The organism is Flavobacterium sp. KKT103, from assembly GCF_055640565.1.
Genome location: NZ_CM145766.1, coordinates 1,002,732 through 1,018,928, shown reverse-complemented (window position 1 = coordinate 1,018,928; position 16,197 = coordinate 1,002,732). Strand labels below are relative to the sequence as shown.

The 16,197-nt window shown below is 35.9% G+C and carries 14 protein-coding genes; 6 read left to right on the top strand and 8 right to left on the bottom strand.

The window, feature by feature from the left end:
- Positions 1-120 precede the first annotated feature (120 nt).
- Genes glmS through ACZ2G0_RS04390 form a run of 3 tightly spaced genes read right to left on the bottom strand, consistent with a single transcriptional unit; the run spans position 121 to position 4,421 of the window.
- Entirely contained in the window at positions 121-1,968 is a 1,848-nt protein-coding gene (gene glmS / locus ACZ2G0_RS04400) for a glutamine--fructose-6-phosphate transaminase (isomerizing) (RefSeq protein WP_470309174.1), read from the bottom strand.
- Between the two features lie 3 nt (positions 1,969-1,971).
- Positions 1,972-3,597 (bottom strand): DUF4270 domain-containing protein, encoded by a 1,626-nt coding sequence (locus ACZ2G0_RS04395; protein ID WP_470309173.1) that lies wholly within the window; start codon positions 3,595-3,597, stop codon positions 1,972-1,974.
- Positions 3,598-3,617: 20 nt separating this feature from the next.
- Entirely contained in the window at positions 3,618-4,421 is an 804-nt protein-coding gene (locus ACZ2G0_RS04390; protein WP_470309172.1) for a glycogen/starch synthase, read from the bottom strand.
- Between the two features lie 78 nt (positions 4,422-4,499).
- Here ACZ2G0_RS04390 and panC point away from each other — a divergent pair, with 78 nt between their 5' ends.
- The 5 genes from panC to ACZ2G0_RS04365 all read left to right on the top strand — a co-directional run bounded on the left by panC (position 4,500) and on the right by ACZ2G0_RS04365 (position 10,447).
- Entirely contained in the window at positions 4,500-5,378 is an 879-nt protein-coding gene (gene panC / locus ACZ2G0_RS04385) for a pantoate--beta-alanine ligase (RefSeq protein ID WP_470309171.1), read from the top strand.
- A 14-nt stretch (positions 5,379-5,392) separates the two neighbouring features.
- Positions 5,393-5,743, top strand: coding sequence for an aspartate 1-decarboxylase (panD, locus tag ACZ2G0_RS04380; protein ID WP_470309170.1), 351 nt, complete (start codon positions 5,393-5,395; stop codon positions 5,741-5,743).
- A gap of 176 nt (positions 5,744-5,919) precedes the next feature.
- Positions 5,920-7,068, top strand: a complete 1,149-nt coding sequence (locus tag ACZ2G0_RS04375) for an alpha/beta hydrolase (RefSeq protein WP_470309169.1) — start codon at positions 5,920-5,922, stop codon at positions 7,066-7,068.
- On the top strand, positions 7,068-8,429 hold the full coding sequence (radA, locus tag ACZ2G0_RS04370) for a DNA repair protein RadA (protein WP_470309168.1): 1,362 nt from the start codon (positions 7,068-7,070) through the stop codon (positions 8,427-8,429). Before ACZ2G0_RS04375 ends, radA begins: the two co-directional genes overlap by 1 nt.
- 56 nt (positions 8,430-8,485) lie before the next feature.
- Positions 8,486-10,447 carry a biosynthetic peptidoglycan transglycosylase gene (locus ACZ2G0_RS04365; RefSeq protein ID WP_470309167.1) on the top strand — a complete coding sequence of 654 codons (1,962 nt, stop codon included), beginning with the start codon at positions 8,486-8,488 and terminating at the stop codon, positions 10,445-10,447.
- A 76-nt stretch (positions 10,448-10,523) separates the two neighbouring features.
- On the opposite strand, the gene ACZ2G0_RS04360 is transcribed toward ACZ2G0_RS04365, so the two are convergent.
- The 3 genes from ACZ2G0_RS04360 to ACZ2G0_RS04350 form a co-directional block, all read right to left on the bottom strand.
- Complete coding sequence (locus ACZ2G0_RS04360; RefSeq protein WP_470309166.1) at positions 10,524-11,561, bottom strand: aldo/keto reductase; 1,038 nt, start codon at positions 11,559-11,561, stop codon at positions 10,524-10,526.
- A 113-nt stretch (positions 11,562-11,674) separates the two neighbouring features.
- A complete protein-coding gene (locus ACZ2G0_RS04355) occupies positions 11,675-12,616 on the bottom strand; it encodes an OmpA/MotB family protein (protein WP_470309165.1) in 942 nt (313 codons plus the stop codon).
- Positions 12,617-12,642: 26 nt separating this feature from the next.
- Positions 12,643-13,407 carry an exodeoxyribonuclease III gene (locus tag ACZ2G0_RS04350; protein WP_470309164.1) on the bottom strand — a complete coding sequence of 255 codons (765 nt, stop codon included), beginning with the start codon at positions 13,405-13,407 and terminating at the stop codon, positions 12,643-12,645.
- Positions 13,408-13,543: 136 nt separating this feature from the next.
- Between ACZ2G0_RS04350 and ACZ2G0_RS04345 the strand changes: the two genes are divergently transcribed.
- The gene (locus ACZ2G0_RS04345; RefSeq protein ID WP_470309163.1) at positions 13,544-15,346 is read left to right on the top strand and encodes a GNAT family N-acyltransferase; all 1,803 of its coding nucleotides are present in this window, start codon (positions 13,544-13,546) and stop codon (positions 15,344-15,346) included.
- A gap of 1 nt (position 15,347) precedes the next feature.
- Here the strand turns inward: ACZ2G0_RS04345 and ACZ2G0_RS04340 are convergent, their stop codons facing one another.
- Together ACZ2G0_RS04340 and ACZ2G0_RS04335 are read right to left on the bottom strand one after the other, a co-directional pair.
- Positions 15,348-15,812, bottom strand: coding sequence for a DUF2752 domain-containing protein (locus ACZ2G0_RS04340; protein WP_470309162.1), 465 nt, complete (start codon positions 15,810-15,812; stop codon positions 15,348-15,350).
- Positions 15,787-16,170, bottom strand: a complete 384-nt coding sequence (locus ACZ2G0_RS04335; protein WP_300283723.1) for a DUF4234 domain-containing protein — start codon at positions 16,168-16,170, stop codon at positions 15,787-15,789. Before ACZ2G0_RS04335 ends, ACZ2G0_RS04340 begins: the two co-directional genes overlap by 26 nt.
- Positions 16,171-16,197 lie beyond the last annotated feature (27 nt).

Sequence of the window (16,197 nt, the reverse complement as noted above, 5' to 3'; positions counted from 1 at the left end):
TATGCTTACATATAAAATTGGTTTTAAAAATGCATTTATGATAAAAATAAAGAATTTCAAAAAAAAGCAAAAAAAAAGCAAGACACTAGGTCTTGCTTTTGCATTATCTATAAAAACTGCTTATTCCACAGTTACTGATTTCGCTAAATTTCGTGGCTGGTCTACGTTACAACCTCTCAACACTGCTATGTGATACGACAACAACTGTAAAGGTATGGTTGTGATTAATGGCGACAATGCATCAGAAGTCTCTGGGATTTCAATCACATAATCTGCTAATTCTCTAACCTGAGTATCTCCTTTTGTAACAACAGCTATTATTCGACCGCTTCGCGATTTAATTTCTTGAATATTACTTACGATTTTATCATAATGACCCATTTTTGGAGCAATTACAACAACAGGCATGCTTTCGTCAATCAAGGCAATTGGACCATGTTTCATTTCTGCAGCTGGATAGCCTTCGGCATGAATATATGATATTTCTTTTAACTTTAACGCTCCTTCTAAGGCTACTGGAAAGTTATAGCCTCGACCTAAATACAAACAATTTGGCGCATCTTTAAAAGTAGCGGCAATTTCTTTAGTTATATCATTAGTTTCTAAAGCTTCTTTTACCTTTTCAGGAATTAAATCTAATTCTTGTAAGTACATGTGGAAATCAGATTGCGACAATGTTCCTTTAGCCTTAGCTAAACGCAATGCAATCATCGTTAACACTGTAATTTGTGTTGTAAATGCTTTTGTTGAAGCCACCCCAATCTCCGGACCTGCATGTGTGTATGCACCTGCGTGAGTTTCTCTTGATATAGAAGACCCAACGACATTACATACTCCAAAAACAAAAGCACCGTTTTCTTTAGCTAATTTAATAGCCGCCATGGTATCAGCAGTCTCTCCTGACTGAGATATGGCAATAACAACATCTTTACTATTTATAATAGGGTTTCTGTATCGGAATTCAGATGCATATTCAACCTCTACAGGAATTCTAGCAAACTCTTCAAATACATACTCCGCTACTAATCCAGCATGCCATGAAGTACCGCAAGCAACAATAATTATTCTGTCAGCATTTAGGAATTTTTCTAAATTATCCTCAACTCCTGCCATTTGAACAATTCCTTTGTTAGCATGCAATCTACCTCTATAGGTGTCTTTAATAACACTTGGTTGCTCGTAGATTTCTTTTAACATAAAGTGGTCGTAACCACCCTTTTCAATTTGCTCCAAGTTCATTTGAAGTTCTTGAATATAAGGATCAACTAAAGAGTCATCTTTTATGTTTCTGACCTTCATTGATTTGTGTAAACGGATAATGGCCATTTCACCATCTTCTAAATACACTGCATTCGAAGTATATTCTATAAACGGTGAAGCATCAGAAGCAACAAAATACTCTCCTTCTCCAATACCTATAGCTAAGGGACTACCTAAACGAGCAGCCACTAATTCATTAGGGTTTTTTTTATCAAAAACAGCAATTGCATAAGCACCTACCACTTGATTTAAAGCGATTTGAACTGCTTTACCTAACTTTGTTCCTTCTTGCTTTTGAATTTCTTCAATAAGATTAACCAAAACCTCTGTATCAGTATCTGATTGAAAGATATACCCTCTCTTTATCAACTCTTCTTTTAACGGAGCATAATTCTCAATAATACCATTGTGTATGATAACAAGATCTCCTGAATTAGAAAAATGTGGGTGCGAGTTAACATCATTTGGCACACCATGAGTAGCCCATCTTGTGTGACCAATACCAATCGTACCGTTCATAGCTACTTCCTTGATGGCCTTCTCTTCTAGATCAGCAACTTTCCCTTTTGTCTTGCAAAGTTTTATTTCGTTTCCGTCATATACCATTACTCCAGCACTATCGTAACCTCTATACTCTAAACGCTTTAGTCCTTTAATAACAATAGGATATGCTTCTCTATATCCAATATACCCAACTATTCCACACATATTTTAATTATTAGATTTAGTGTAATAAATTTCCAATTTTAATTTTTTAGCTTCATCAGCTACATTATTACCGTATAGCACTGTTCCTAACGGCGTAATTACAGCAGCTCTTGGCGCCTTAGTAAAAAGCGGCTTAGCTGTTCGCAAACTAGCAGAAGTGGAATTATTGATATCCCCCGTTACTACAAGTCCTAATTTCACGTTAGTGGAATCAGCATTTTTGATTAAATTACGAATTTGATTAGTCAACCTGACTTTGTAGGTTTGTCCGCGTCCATCAGTAACTGCCTCTTTCTTGATAATACCACTGTAAATAAACTTCCCGTTTTGAGCCTTTGTACCTGAAGAACCATCGACTTTATAATCTAGTATTGATTGACTATGTGTTAGATCGTATAAATACACTCTGTTTGGCTCTTTGGCTCCTGCCATCGATGTAGCATCAATATGAAAAATTAAATTTGCCTCATTGATTAGTAATTTCTTACCGTCTGCAGGATACCTTAAATCGTCTAGCTCATCACTAACACCATTTGGTACACTAGTAGGGTTTCCACTTGAGTCAAATCCACGCACATCAGTTTTACTAAAAAGTTCAATAACAGCTAGCGATCCTTCACCTCCTTTTAAATGTAATTTAGCATCACCAGTAGTTGAATTTGAGGTGGTAAACGCATTACTATAAGCTGCGCTATCCGCATCATTTAATAAATTTACAGTGGTTCCACTCAAATTAATGACAATAGATTTATCTACTCGAGTTTCGTCAGTAGTCGAAGTATTTTCCTTGTAATTGATAGTTATTTTTCCAGCAGAGAAATTCAACATTGCCATTTGACTTTCTACGCCACTAATTTTTTCAGCTTTGAAATACAATCCTCTAAAATAATTTCTAAAAACATCATTAGTGGCTAAATTTCCTGAGGCTGCTGCATCAATTATTTTAGTCTTAAAAAAAGCCTTATTTAAATTTAGACGCATCCCAGGAGCAGTGCGAGTTACCGTCTCTACATCATTAACTTTTGTAGACACTTTATGTTCCAATGGACTAAAAAAGAAAGCGTCGTTTTGTGCAGTATCATCATCATCATTCAGGCGAGATCCTACTTTATTCGAATCGAATGTCAGATTTTGATTCGTGTAATACTTTTGCGCTTGAAATGAATTACTAGGATCTAAACTTTGCATGGCAAATCCAGACTCATAAACGCTTAATTTAATTTTTCCACCACCATAAATAGAATCTAAGGTATAGGTATTATCGCCCGTTGCAGCATCAGTTGACTGTAAAGTACTAAAATACGGAATTGTTAAAACCACACTTTCAATTACTGGATTAATTCCAATTGTTGGTTTAACAGCTTCTAAAGTTAGCTGCGTTGCAAAGTTAGCAGTTGTGGTTCCAAATGGACCATTACTGTAAACACCTAAGGCATTAACGGCTAGATTACTGGATTCTATTGGCCCAATTTTTTGATTGTATGCAACCACTTGCGAGGTATATTTGCTTAAATCAAAATTATTACCACCAATTAAATCACCACCGATGGAGTTGTAATCCTTATCACAAGAATTTAAAAAAAGACCCGTTGCGACTAGAAGAATTGTCTTAAAAAATTTAGTATACATACTGGAAATAAAAGTTAATTTTAAAGCATTTCATTATAAAAAGCACTGTACGCCTCAGCGAAAGTGTCTTTAGGGACGAAAGGTAAAAAAGGTTTTCCTGAAGACTCTATAAATTTTGTTAAACTTGAAGAAAGCCCTTCAGAGGCTATTATAACTGCATCCGAATGATTAATAGTAGACTTCATTATACTGTCATAATCAGGAGTGGCAATGTATGGAACCACTTCTTCTGGAATACCATCTAACTTTATCTTATTTATCATTTCTACATCTAAAGTCCCTTCAAATGATTGACTGTAAACAGAAGTTACGATTTTAGTATCCGAAAATAAAGCTTCGTTTTTATAAAAATGCTTCATATATATCGGAAGCATAGCTGCCATCCATCCATGAACGTGAATAATATCAGGAACCCAATTTAATTTTTTCACTGTTTCAACCACACCCTTAGCAAAAAAGATAGCACGCTCATCATTATCAGGATACATTACCCCGTCTTCATCAGCGAATGTAGCTTTTCGTTTGAAATACTCGTCGTTATCAATGAAATACACCTGAATTCTTTCCTTAGGTATCGATGCTACCTTAATAATCAAAGGCATATCTAAATCATTTACAACCAAATTCATACCCGAAAGTCGTATTACCTCATGTAATTGATGTCTTCTTTCATTTATGTTTCCATATCTAGGCATAAAAATTCTAATTTGTCCGCCTTGATCATTTACCATCTTGGGTACGTCATAAGACATTAGAGAAACTTCATTTTCAGCCAAATAAGGCACCACCTCAGATGATACATATAATATCCTCTTATCTTTCATATTGTAATTTACTTAATTCATTGGTAATAAAAACCACGCAAAATTACAAAAATTTATGCAGTTATTAACTAATATATTATGTTTGCAGTCAATTTTAATAAAATGACCATGCCTGTTTTCTACGGAAAAGTAGCTTTGATAGACTTTTTAAACACTATTAAACCTCTTCGTTCTACTGTTGGTTTTGTACCTACGATGGGTGCACTACACGACGGACATCTATCGTTAATGCAACGATCACAGGCAGAAAACGCAGTAACTGTTGTTAGTATTTTTGTGAATCCAACTCAGTTCAATAATCCTGAAGACCTTTTAAAATACCCGCGAACATTAGAGCAAGATGTAGAAAAAATAGCTGCTTTAAATCCGGATATCTTAATTTACGCACCCTCTGTCGAAGATGTCTATGAAGGAAAAATACTATCCCAACCATTTAATTTTGACGGTTTAGAAAATCAAATGGAAGGTAAGTTCCGGCCAGGTCATTTTGATGGCGTAGGCACCATTGTTAAAAGACTGTTCGAAATCGTGAATCCCACTACCGCTTATTTTGGCGAAAAAGACTATCAGCAACTGTTAATAGTGGAAAAAATGGTAGAAAAAGCCCAATTAACCGTAAAAGTAATTGGTTGTCCTATTCACCGAGAAGCGAACGGATTAGCCATGAGTTCCAGAAACGAGCGCTTATCAAAATCCGAGCGAGAAGAAGCTAAAATAATCTTTGAAATTTTGACAGAAGCAAAAGAAAAATTCAAAAATACAACAGCTGAAGAAGTATCGCTTTGGGTAACCGAAACATTTAAAACGAATAAAATGTTCGAATTAGAATATTTTCAAATCGCAGACGCACACACTTTACTACCCTGCGAAAACAAAATAGCAAATCAAAAATACCGCGCTTTTATAGCTGTTCTTGTTAATAATATTCGATTGATTGATACCATTTCATTAAATTAATTTACTTTTGTAGCATGCAAATTCAAGTTTTAAAATCAAAAATTCATCGCGTAAAAGTTACGGGTGCCGATTTAAATTACATTGGTAGTATTACCATTGACGAAAATCTATTAGAAGCTTCTAATATCATCGAAGGAGAAAAAGTTTCAATTGTAAACATCAATAATGGAGAACGTTTTGACACCTACGCAATTAAAGGTGAGAAAAATTCTGGCACCATTACCTTAAATGGTCCTGCCGCTAGAAAAGTTCAAAAAGATGATATCATTATTATTATCTCCTACGCCAGCATGGATTTTGAAGAAGCAAAAACTTTCAAGCCATGGATTATTTTCCCAAATGAAAACGATAATTCTTTAACCTAAAGAATTGCAACTATAATTATCTTGCTCCAATATACAATCGTATGTTGGAGCTTTTTTTGTTTAAACCAGACATCCTTTAACGCTTGGAAATAATGGCTAGTTGTTTATTTTAGAAAATAAATAAGTATCTTGCTGTACTATTATAGCCCTACTAAACCCCAAAAAACAGTACTACTATGAAACACAGCCTACTCTTACTTTTTTTTTCGCTTTCAATATTTGCACAAAAGAGCGTTGAATCATTTGACTCTAAAAAACTTGGAGAAAAACGACAAATTACTATTGGCTTGCCTGCCTCCTATGAAAACAACACTTCCAAAAGATATCCTATCCTAATTTTATTGGACGGCGAATACTTATTTGATCCTTTTTACGGTGCTTTGAATTATGGTGCCTATTGGGATGATTTGCCAGAAACGATTATCATTGGCATAAGCCAAAATCGAAATAACGAAAGAGAAGAAGATTGTGCTTTTGACCCAACCGAAGGACTACCTACTAGAAGAGCTTCGCAGTTTTTTGAATTTATTGGCGGGGAATTAATGCCCTATATTGAGCAAAAATACCGTGTAGCTCCCTTTAGAATAATTGCCGGACATGATACAACAGCTGGATTTTTAAACTTTTATCTATTAAAAGAAAATCCTTTATTCAATGCCTACATATCCTTAAGCCCAGAACTAGCACCTGGTCTAACCGATCAAATCGCCTCTAGTTTAAACAATACCCGAAAACAGCTTTTTTACTATCAATCTTCAGCTGATGGGGACATTAGACAACTTCGCGAACCAGTTGAGCAATTGGATAAAAGTCTAAAAGCAATCACTAATCCATTAGTAGATTACAAATACAGTTCGTTCTCAAATGCGTCTCACTATTCCCTTGTTCTTTATTCGATTCCCGAAGCACTTTATCAAATCTTTGGTTCTTACAAACCAATCTCTTCAACCGAATTCTCAGAAAAAATTGTGGTGTTAAAAAGCGGTTACGTAGATTACTTAACCACAAAGTACAGCTTAATAGAAAATAAATTAGGACTAAAAATTCCGGTACGAATCAACGATTTCAAGGCAATCGAAGCCGCTATCTTAAAAAACAAAGCATACGATGAGTTAGACAAACTCGCAGATCTTGCTAATAAAAACTATCCCAAATCGATGTTGGCTTCGTACGAACTTGGACTTATGTACGAAAAGCAAGGCGATGCTAAAAAGGCAGCAGCGAAGTACCAACGCGCCTCTCAGTTAGAGGAAATAGGTGATTTAACCAAAGAAATGATGTACAACAAATATGATGACATGAAAGGTCAAACTATCAAAAAATAATGGCAAAAGTAAAAACTACCTTTTTCTGTCAAAGTTGCGGCACCTCCTATGCCAAATGGCAAGGGCAATGTAATGCTTGCAAAGAATGGAATACCATTGCTGAAGAAATTATTCAGAAGCAAGAAAAAGTCGCTTGGAAAAGCGAACCAACACCTTCAAGTCGTGCTCCAAAACCCTTGAAAATTACCGAAATTGACGCGACAGAAGAAATTCGAATGGACACTACTGACGGTGAGTTAAACCGTGTTTTAGGAGGCGGAATTGTACCCGGATCGCTCATCCTGCTTGGTGGCGAACCCGGAATAGGAAAAAGCACTCTTTTACTTCAAATATCACTAAAACTGCCCTATAAAACGCTTTATGTTTCAGGAGAAGAAAGTCAGAAACAAATCAAAATGCGTGCGCAACGAATTACTCCTTCGAGTGATAATTGCTATATTTTGACCGAAACGAAAACGCAAAATATTTTTAAACAAATCGAAGCCATTGAACCTGAGATTGTGATTATCGACTCTATCCAAACTCTTCATACAGATTATATCGAATCCACTGCAGGCAGTATTTCTCAAATTAGGGAAACTACCGCTGAGTTGATAAAGTTTGCCAAAGAAACCAATATACCAGTTATTTTAATTGGTCATATTACCAAAGATGGAACCATTGCCGGACCCAAAATACTGGAACACATGGTTGATACCGTGCTACAATTTGAGGGCGACCGAAATCATGTTTACCGAATTCTAAGGTCTTTAAAAAACCGATTTGGTTCCACTGCTGAAATTGGCATCTATGAAATGCTAGGCAGCGGCTTGCGCGAAGTATCCAATCCTTCAGAAATACTAATTTCGCATAAAGATGAAGAGTTATCAGGAACAGCCATCGCATCAACTTTAGAGGGAATGCGACCTTTAATGCTAGAAATTCAAGCACTAGTGAGCACGGCGGTTTATGGAACACCTCAGCGCAGTACGACCGGCTATAATGCCAAAAGATTAAATATGATTTTAGCTGTTCTTGAAAAAAGAGCTGGCTTTAGGCTTGGCGCCAAAGATGTGTTTCTTAATATCACCGGTGGAATCTCTGTAGACGATCCTGCAATCGACCTTGCCGTTGTAGCTGCTATTTTATCCTCAAATGAAGACATCCCTGTAAATAAAGATTTTTGTTTCGCTGGCGAAGTAGGTCTTTCAGGGGAGATTCGTCCGGTAAACAGAGTGGACCAACGTATTCAGGAAGCAGAAAAGCTTGGTTTTTCGACCATTTTTGTATCAAAATACAATAAAATTGCGTTGAAAAATACGGGAATAAAAATAGAACTTGTCACTAAAATTGAAGATGTAGCCAGCATGCTTTTTGGATAAACGAGCTGTTAGTACCAATAAAAAAGAGACTACTTTAGGCAAAAGAACCCTGATCAATGAGAAATTCAAAACAAAAGATACTCCTTTTTCTGAAAATTTTTATGGCACTGATTATTATTGCAATCATTAGCTTTTTTGTTTTTCGCGAATCGCTGTTACAACAAGCCATAGCCAAAACGAGTGCTACCATAAAAAGAGATTACAACAGCACTTTTACCATCAAGGAGGCGGCATTTGATGGTTTGACGGGAATTCAATTGTCAGGTATGACCTTAACGCCTCATCATGCAGATACCTTGTTCAATATAAACAAAATGAGCACGTCGATCAACCTGTGGAAATTACTCGTAGGTGACGTTCAATTGGGTACTTTACATATTAAAAATGGCTATGTACAACTCACCAAAAAAGGATCCGTTAAGAACTTTGCCGCCTTTTTAAAAAGAGACAGCAAGGAACCCGCATCAGATGGTAAGCGAGATTATGCTGATTTTACGTATCGGATTATTGCTAAGGTTTTAAATCTCGTTCCAACAGATATGAATATTGAAAACCTTACCTTCAAATTGGATGACAATGGAAAAAAGGCAAATATTGCTATTCAAAAATTAACGTTAGCCAATAAAGAGCTGGAGACAGCAATTAATGTAAAAACGAACACTTTTGCGCAGCGATGGAAAATCAAAGGCTTCGCCGATCCCCGCAATAAAAAGGCAGATATTCGTTTTTTTAATCGCGATACAGGCGCTATTAAAGTTCCGTATTTTGACGAACGTTACAACTTAATTTCAAGCTTTGACTCCATTCGATTAAATATCGAAAACATAGAAAAAAGCAGAGGTGAATTACATATTGATGGTTATACTTCAATAGCGAATTTAAAAATTAATCATAAAAAAATAGCAAGCCAGGACGTTGTTATTAAAAATGCACGATTTGATTATCGTTTGTTACTCGGCTCCAATTTTGTATCCATTGACAGCAGTTCAACTGTACAATTCAATAAGGTAAAATTTCATCCTTATTTGGAATATCAAACAGAGGAAGACACCATTTATAAATTAAAAGTGCAAATCCCCAATACGAAAGCACAAGACTTCATCAGTTCACTTCCTGATGGATTGTTTACTAATTTTCAAGGAATGGAAGCCGAAGGCACTTTTGCTTATCTGCTCCAATTTGAATTCAACAAAAACAATCCTAACGCGCTTATTTTTGATAGCAATCTAAAAAAAGAGAATTTAAAAATAACCAAGTACGGACAAGCTAACTTGACCAAATTAAATGGGGAATTTATCTATCGAGCGATTATCAATAACGTAGCGCAACGTCCCGTTTTAGTTGGAAATGGCAATCCTAACTATAGTACCATGGATCAAATAGCGCCTTATTTAAAAAAGTGCGTGCTTACTACAGAAGACCCTTCTTTCTACTCCCATCATGGATTTATTAACGAAGCGTTTAAGCAGTCGATCATAAAAAACATAAAGACTAAGAAGTTTTCTCGTGGTGCTAGTACCATCAGCATGCAGTTAATTAAAAACGTGTTTTTGACGCGAGAAAAAACAGTCTCCCGAAAATTAGAGGAGATCCTTTTGGTTTACATTCTGGAAAACAATCGCATCGTTAGTAAAGAGCGCATGCTTGAAGTTTATTTCAACATTATAGAATGGGGACCCAATGTTTACGGTATTGGTGAAGCGAGCCAGTATTATTTTCAAAAACGCCCTATTGATTTAAATTTTAATGAATGTTTATTTTTAGCACGCATCATTCCAAGTCCAAGGCGATTTATGTCTCAATTTAATGATGAAGGTCGACTCCGTGATTTTGCTGCAAAGCAAGTGTCGTTTTTGACTAATTTGATGATTCGACGCGGACTGCTCCCAATCGAAGACACTATTTATAAAACGCAACCCTTGTACATTACCGGTCAGGCAAAATCGCTAATTAGAGTAAAAGTACGCGATACTACAGCTGTAGACTCCCTCGGAATAAGTGATGAGTTTGATTTTTAACCGTTATAATGAGCATAAAAAAAGCTCCGTTACACTTAAATAACGGAGCTTTTTTAACAGTAACTATATTTTATAGTTAAGGTGCTGGATCCGGAATTATCGCTTGTACTCCATTTATCGCTTTTAAAACATCCTCCGAAAGGGTGACATTAATCGTATCGATATTCTCTTTTAGCTGCTCTAAATTAGTCGCGCCAATAATGGTACTTGTCAAAAAAGGTTGTTGCTCAATAAAGGCTAAAGCCAACTCCGTTAATGTCAAACCATTTTTTACTGCAATTTCATGGTACAGCTTTGTTGCCGCTTGAGATTGCTCACTGCTGTATCTTGAATACTGAGGAAACAAACTCAATCTCGCTTTAGGATGGCTTTCACCCGTTAGAAACTTACCCGATAAAACCCCAAAGCCCATTGGAGAATAAGCCAATAAGCCTACATTTTCGCGAGCACAAATTTCAGAAGATGCATTTTCAAACAAGCGGTTTAAAAGTGAGTATGGATTTTGAATTGTTTTGACTCTTGGTAGGTTATGGTATTTATTTTCTTCGAGAAAACGCATAATTCCCCAAGCATTTTCATTAGATAAACCAATGTGCTTTATCTTACCTTCCTTGATAAACCCATCGAGAGTAGTGAGCACTTCGTGAATGTTATCTTCCCATTCATCATCTTGCAAGGTGAAAGCACGCTGCCCGAAGGTGTTTGTTTTACGCTCCGGCCAATGCAATTGATACAAATCTAAATAATCCGTTTGCAATCGCTTTAAACTATTGTCTAAGGCATATTGAATACTTTTAGGTGAGAAGTCGATACTGTCCCGCATGTACGTAAAATTAGGATTAGGACCCGCAATTTTAGACGCTAATACAACTTCGTCTCTCTTTCCTGATTTTTTCAACCAAGTTCCTATAATTTTCTCGGTGCTTCCGTAGGTCTTTTCATTAGCAGGGATCGAATACATTTCGGCAGTATCAAAAAAATTGACTCCGCGCTCTAAGGCATAATCCAATTGAGCGTGTCCTTCAGCCTCCGTGTTTTGTTGACCAAAAGTCATTGTTCCCAAACAAATTTTACTGACTTTTATATCAGTATTGGGTAGTGTAGTATATTTCATTAGTACGGTTTCAAATTATTGAAAGCAAATTTACAAAGGTTCCCTTGAACTATTCCATAAAAAAAGGCTCAAAGCAGTACTTTGAACCTTTTTAACTTTTATTTAAAGAATGTCTAGTCGATATCGTTTAACATATCGGCAATTTCATCTAATCTTGGAGTCAAAATAATTTCGATTCTACGATTTTTAGCTTTACCCTCGGCCGTTTCATTTCCAGCTAATGGAGACCACTGCCCTCTTCCTGCCGCGGTTAAGCTCTTTTTATTAATCGCTTTATTTTCGCTTAAAATGGCAACGATAGCGGTAGCTCTTTTAGTCGACAAATCCCAGTTATCTGCAATTGGACCTGATCCTCCATACGGATCATTATCAGTATGACCTTCAATTAAAACAGCAATATCAGGATTTTCGCCTAATACTTTACCTAGTTCTACTACTGCTTTTTTACCCTCTGGACCAACAGACCAACTACCTGAATTAAAAAGTAATTTATTCTCCATTGACACATATACCTTTCCGTTTTTTTGTTCTACAGTAAGTCCTTTACCTTCAAAACCATTTAATGCATTTGATAAGGTTTCTTTCAATTTTCGCATTGTTGCTTCTTTAGCAGCAATTAAATTCTCTAATTCTTGCAAACGTTGTGCGCTTTTACTCAATCGCTCTTGTTCAATGGCTAAAGCTTTGGCTTTGGCATCCAACTGCGCGAGTAAATCACGATTTTTATTCATGTTAGACTGCAATGCCTCGCCACTATTTTTTTCTAGTGCTGCATAAGAGTCTTGCAATACTTTCATTTTGTCTCTTAAGGCAGCAGCTTCAGCCAGTGACTTTTCGCGCTCTGATTTTACTTTGCCTAACTCCGTTTTAAGTGCCTCTCTATCGAGCTCTAACTGATTTTTAGCCTTTTGCAAATTGGCATTTTCATCAGCTACACTTCTTGTTTCTTTCTTTAAATCGGCATACTTACTTTCTAAATCATTGTATATCTTTTTAGAAACACAAGAAGTACTAAGTGCCATTACTAATAATCCTAGAGAAATTTTCTTTATCATTTTTATATTTTTAATTGGAATATCTATTAAACTACTTCTACAAGAACGGGACAATGATCTGAATGTTTTGCTTCAGGTAAAATAAGTGCTCTTATTATTCTTTCTTTCAAAGGTTCACTTACCAAGCAATAATCAATGCGCCACCCTTTATTATTGAGTCTTGCTGATGGAAAACGCATGGTCCACCAGGTATAATTATCTGGTTCCTTGTTCAGGAAGCGAAAACTATCTATAAACCCATTATTTAAAAAGGCATCTAACCATGCTCTTTCTTCTGGTAAAAATCCGGATGTTTTTTTATTTCGAATAGGATCATGAATATCTATAGCCTCATGGCAAATATTATAATCCCCACAGATTACCAAATTGGGAATCTCTTTTTTCAATTCAGTAATATAATTCTGAAAATCATCCATGTACATGAATTTATGCCCTAGGCGCTCTGCATTCGTGCCTGATGGCAAATACAAACTCATTACCGATAAGTCATCAAAATCCAAGCGCACATTACGACCTTCAAAATCCATATGCTCGATTCCGGTTCCGTATACAACGTTATTCGGTTTGATTTTAGACAAAATCGCAGTGCCGCTATATCCTTTTTTAGTTGCTGGAAACCAGTAATGATAAGGATAACCTGCCGCTTCAAAATCGGCTAAGGGGATTTGCTCGGGCGTGGCCTTAATTTCCTGAAGGCAAATGACATCAGGATTTGCTTGTTGCAGCCATGATATAAATCCTTTCGAAATCGCTGCACGAATTCCGTTAACATTATAAGAGATAATCTTCATTTTAGCTTAATTTTTAATTCCAAAAGTACTAAAAATTAAAAAAGAAAAGGTATTAAAACGCGAAAATCCAAGACTACGATAGCCACTGCATGGAGTTTTTTTCTATCTTTGTTTTTCGCTCAAAAAACAAGAATAAATGGGTTTAGTTACCGCCAAAGAAGTTGCCAAAGCAATAAATGCTGATAAATATGGGGTTTTCGGAACCTTTTCGGGTTGGTTATTAATGAAAGTCTTGAAGATATCTACGCTTAATAAGTTTTACGACAGTAACAAACACTTAAAAGACATTGATTTCCTCAATGCTATCGTAGATGATTTACAAATAAAATTTGAGATCCCTGATGAAGATTTGAAGCGACTACCCAAAGAGGGTGCTTACATCACAATATCTAATCACCCACTTGGAGGAATAGATGGTGTTCTATTACTGAAATTGATGTTAGAAAGAGAGCCTAATTTTAAAATTATCGCCAATTTTCTTTTACATCGAATAGCCCCTTTAAAAGAATACATCATGCCTGTTAATCCTTTTGAAAATCACAAGGATGCTAAATCAAGCGTGGTAGGGATAAAAGAAACGTTGCGCCATTTAAGTGACGGTAAACCTTTAGGGATGTTTCCAGCAGGTGAAGTTTCTAGCTATAAAGACGGCCAATTAATGGTCGACAAACCTTGGGAAGAAGGTGCTATTAAAGTAATCAGAAAAGCACAAGTTCCTGTTGTTCCTATTTATTTTCATGCAAAAAACAGTAGGCTTTTTTACCTACTTTCAAAAATAAGCGGCACCTTGCGTACTGCTAAATTACCTTCGGAAGTTTTTAGTCAAAAGCATCGCGTGATTAAAGTGCGAATTGGTAAACCGATTTCTGTTGCGGAACAAAACGAACATGTTTCACTTGAAAGTTATTCTGAATTCTTAAGGAAAAAAACATACATGCTTGCCAATCCTTTTGAAAAAGAGAGCAAATTGCTGACGCCTCCTATTTTAAAACTTCCAAAGAGCCCTAAAGAAATTGCTACACCGGCCAATGTAGATCAAATGACTATCGAAGTAAATGCGCTACGAGATACGGATTGTAGGCTATTGCAAAGTAAAAATTACGAAGTATTTTTTGCGGAAGCTAAAAACATACCCAACATACTACACGAAATTGGGCGCTTACGTGAAATTACGTTTAGAGAGGTAGGAGAAGGTACAAATGAATCTATTGATTTAGACAAATTTGATCAGTACTACCATCATTTATTTCTTTGGGACGAGGACGCTAAGAAAATCGCAGGTGCTTATCGCATGGGATTGGGGTCAGAGATTTATCCTAAATATGGTATTGAGGGGTTTTACCTAAATGAACTGTTTCGTTTTGAGCCTGAGCTTCATGACATGATGAACAAATCGATCGAAATGGGTCGCGCTTTTATCATTAAAGAATACCAACAAAAACCAATGCCTCTTTTCTTGTTATGGAAAGGAATTATTCATACTACCTTGCGTTTTCCTGAACACAAATTCTTACTTGGAGGTGTGAGCATAAGCAATCAATTTTCTGATTTTTCAAAATCATTGATGATCGAGTTTATGAAATCTAATTATTACGATCCGTACATCGCACAATACATTCACCCAAAAAAGGCTTACAAAGTAAAACTTAAAGATGCTGATAAAGATTTCATTTTTAACGAAACTGAAGCCGATTTAAATAAATTTGACAAAATTATTGACGAGCTAGAACCAGGTGTTTTACGCTTACCTGTTTTGATCAAGAAATACATCAAGCAAAATGCTAGAGTGGTAGCTTTTAATGTAGACCCACTGTTTAATAATGCTGTAGATGGTTTAATGTACATTAGAATCGCTGATATTCCTGAAAGCACTATGAAGCCCGTTATGGAAGAGTTTCAAGCTGAATTAGAAAGAAAACTAGCAGATAAAGAGGATTAGTTTACCTCCAGATGGATTCCTTTACGATCTCATCGAGAGAATGCTGATGAATGAAGTAAATAATTCGAATTAAATGATATACGCCTAAGAAAATAGCCAAACCATCGGCTATTTTTTTGTTATACAACAAACTGTTAAAGTATTCTTTTTTAGTAATTAACTCTGTGCTTAGCACAAGTATCGTAACCACGCAAAATACTACTACAAAGGGACCCAAAATATGGTAATACAAACTTTTTAGAAGATCTCCTTCATAAAAATAAACAAGTGACTTGGTGATACCGCAGCCGGGGCAAGGAAAACCCGTAAGCATTTTTAAAGGGCAAAGTGATTGATCTGTTTCCAGATGCGCATCTTGATTAAAAAACAATAAAATTAACGGAACCATCAATGTGACTACTGCCGCGATAATTCCGTAAATTTTACGTTGTGCTTTTGTATTAATTGTAAAGTTTATTAATGTCATTTTGAACAATCATTGCTGCAGCCATAGGAAAGAAAAAACCTAAAACAATCAATAAGGTCGAATCATCCTTATGAGGATAACCAATACGTTTGTAAACTTGAGGTAATCCTTCGCGACCCGCTAAATAAAAGAAATAAATATTAATTGGAAAACAACAGCCCGAAAAAATAGCTATTGGCGACGAAATTACTTCTCTTTCCGCCACTGCGTTTAAAACTTCAGCGATTTTAATATTCCAATAAATATGATACAATCCGCAGGTTACAAATCCTAAGATTAATACCATGATCGGGTCTACTTTAAATACTGGGATCGGTTTATTGGATTGATTCCAATGTTCTGTTTTTGTGGTTTCCATTTTTTTGGTTTAGTTAATAAAGTGTCA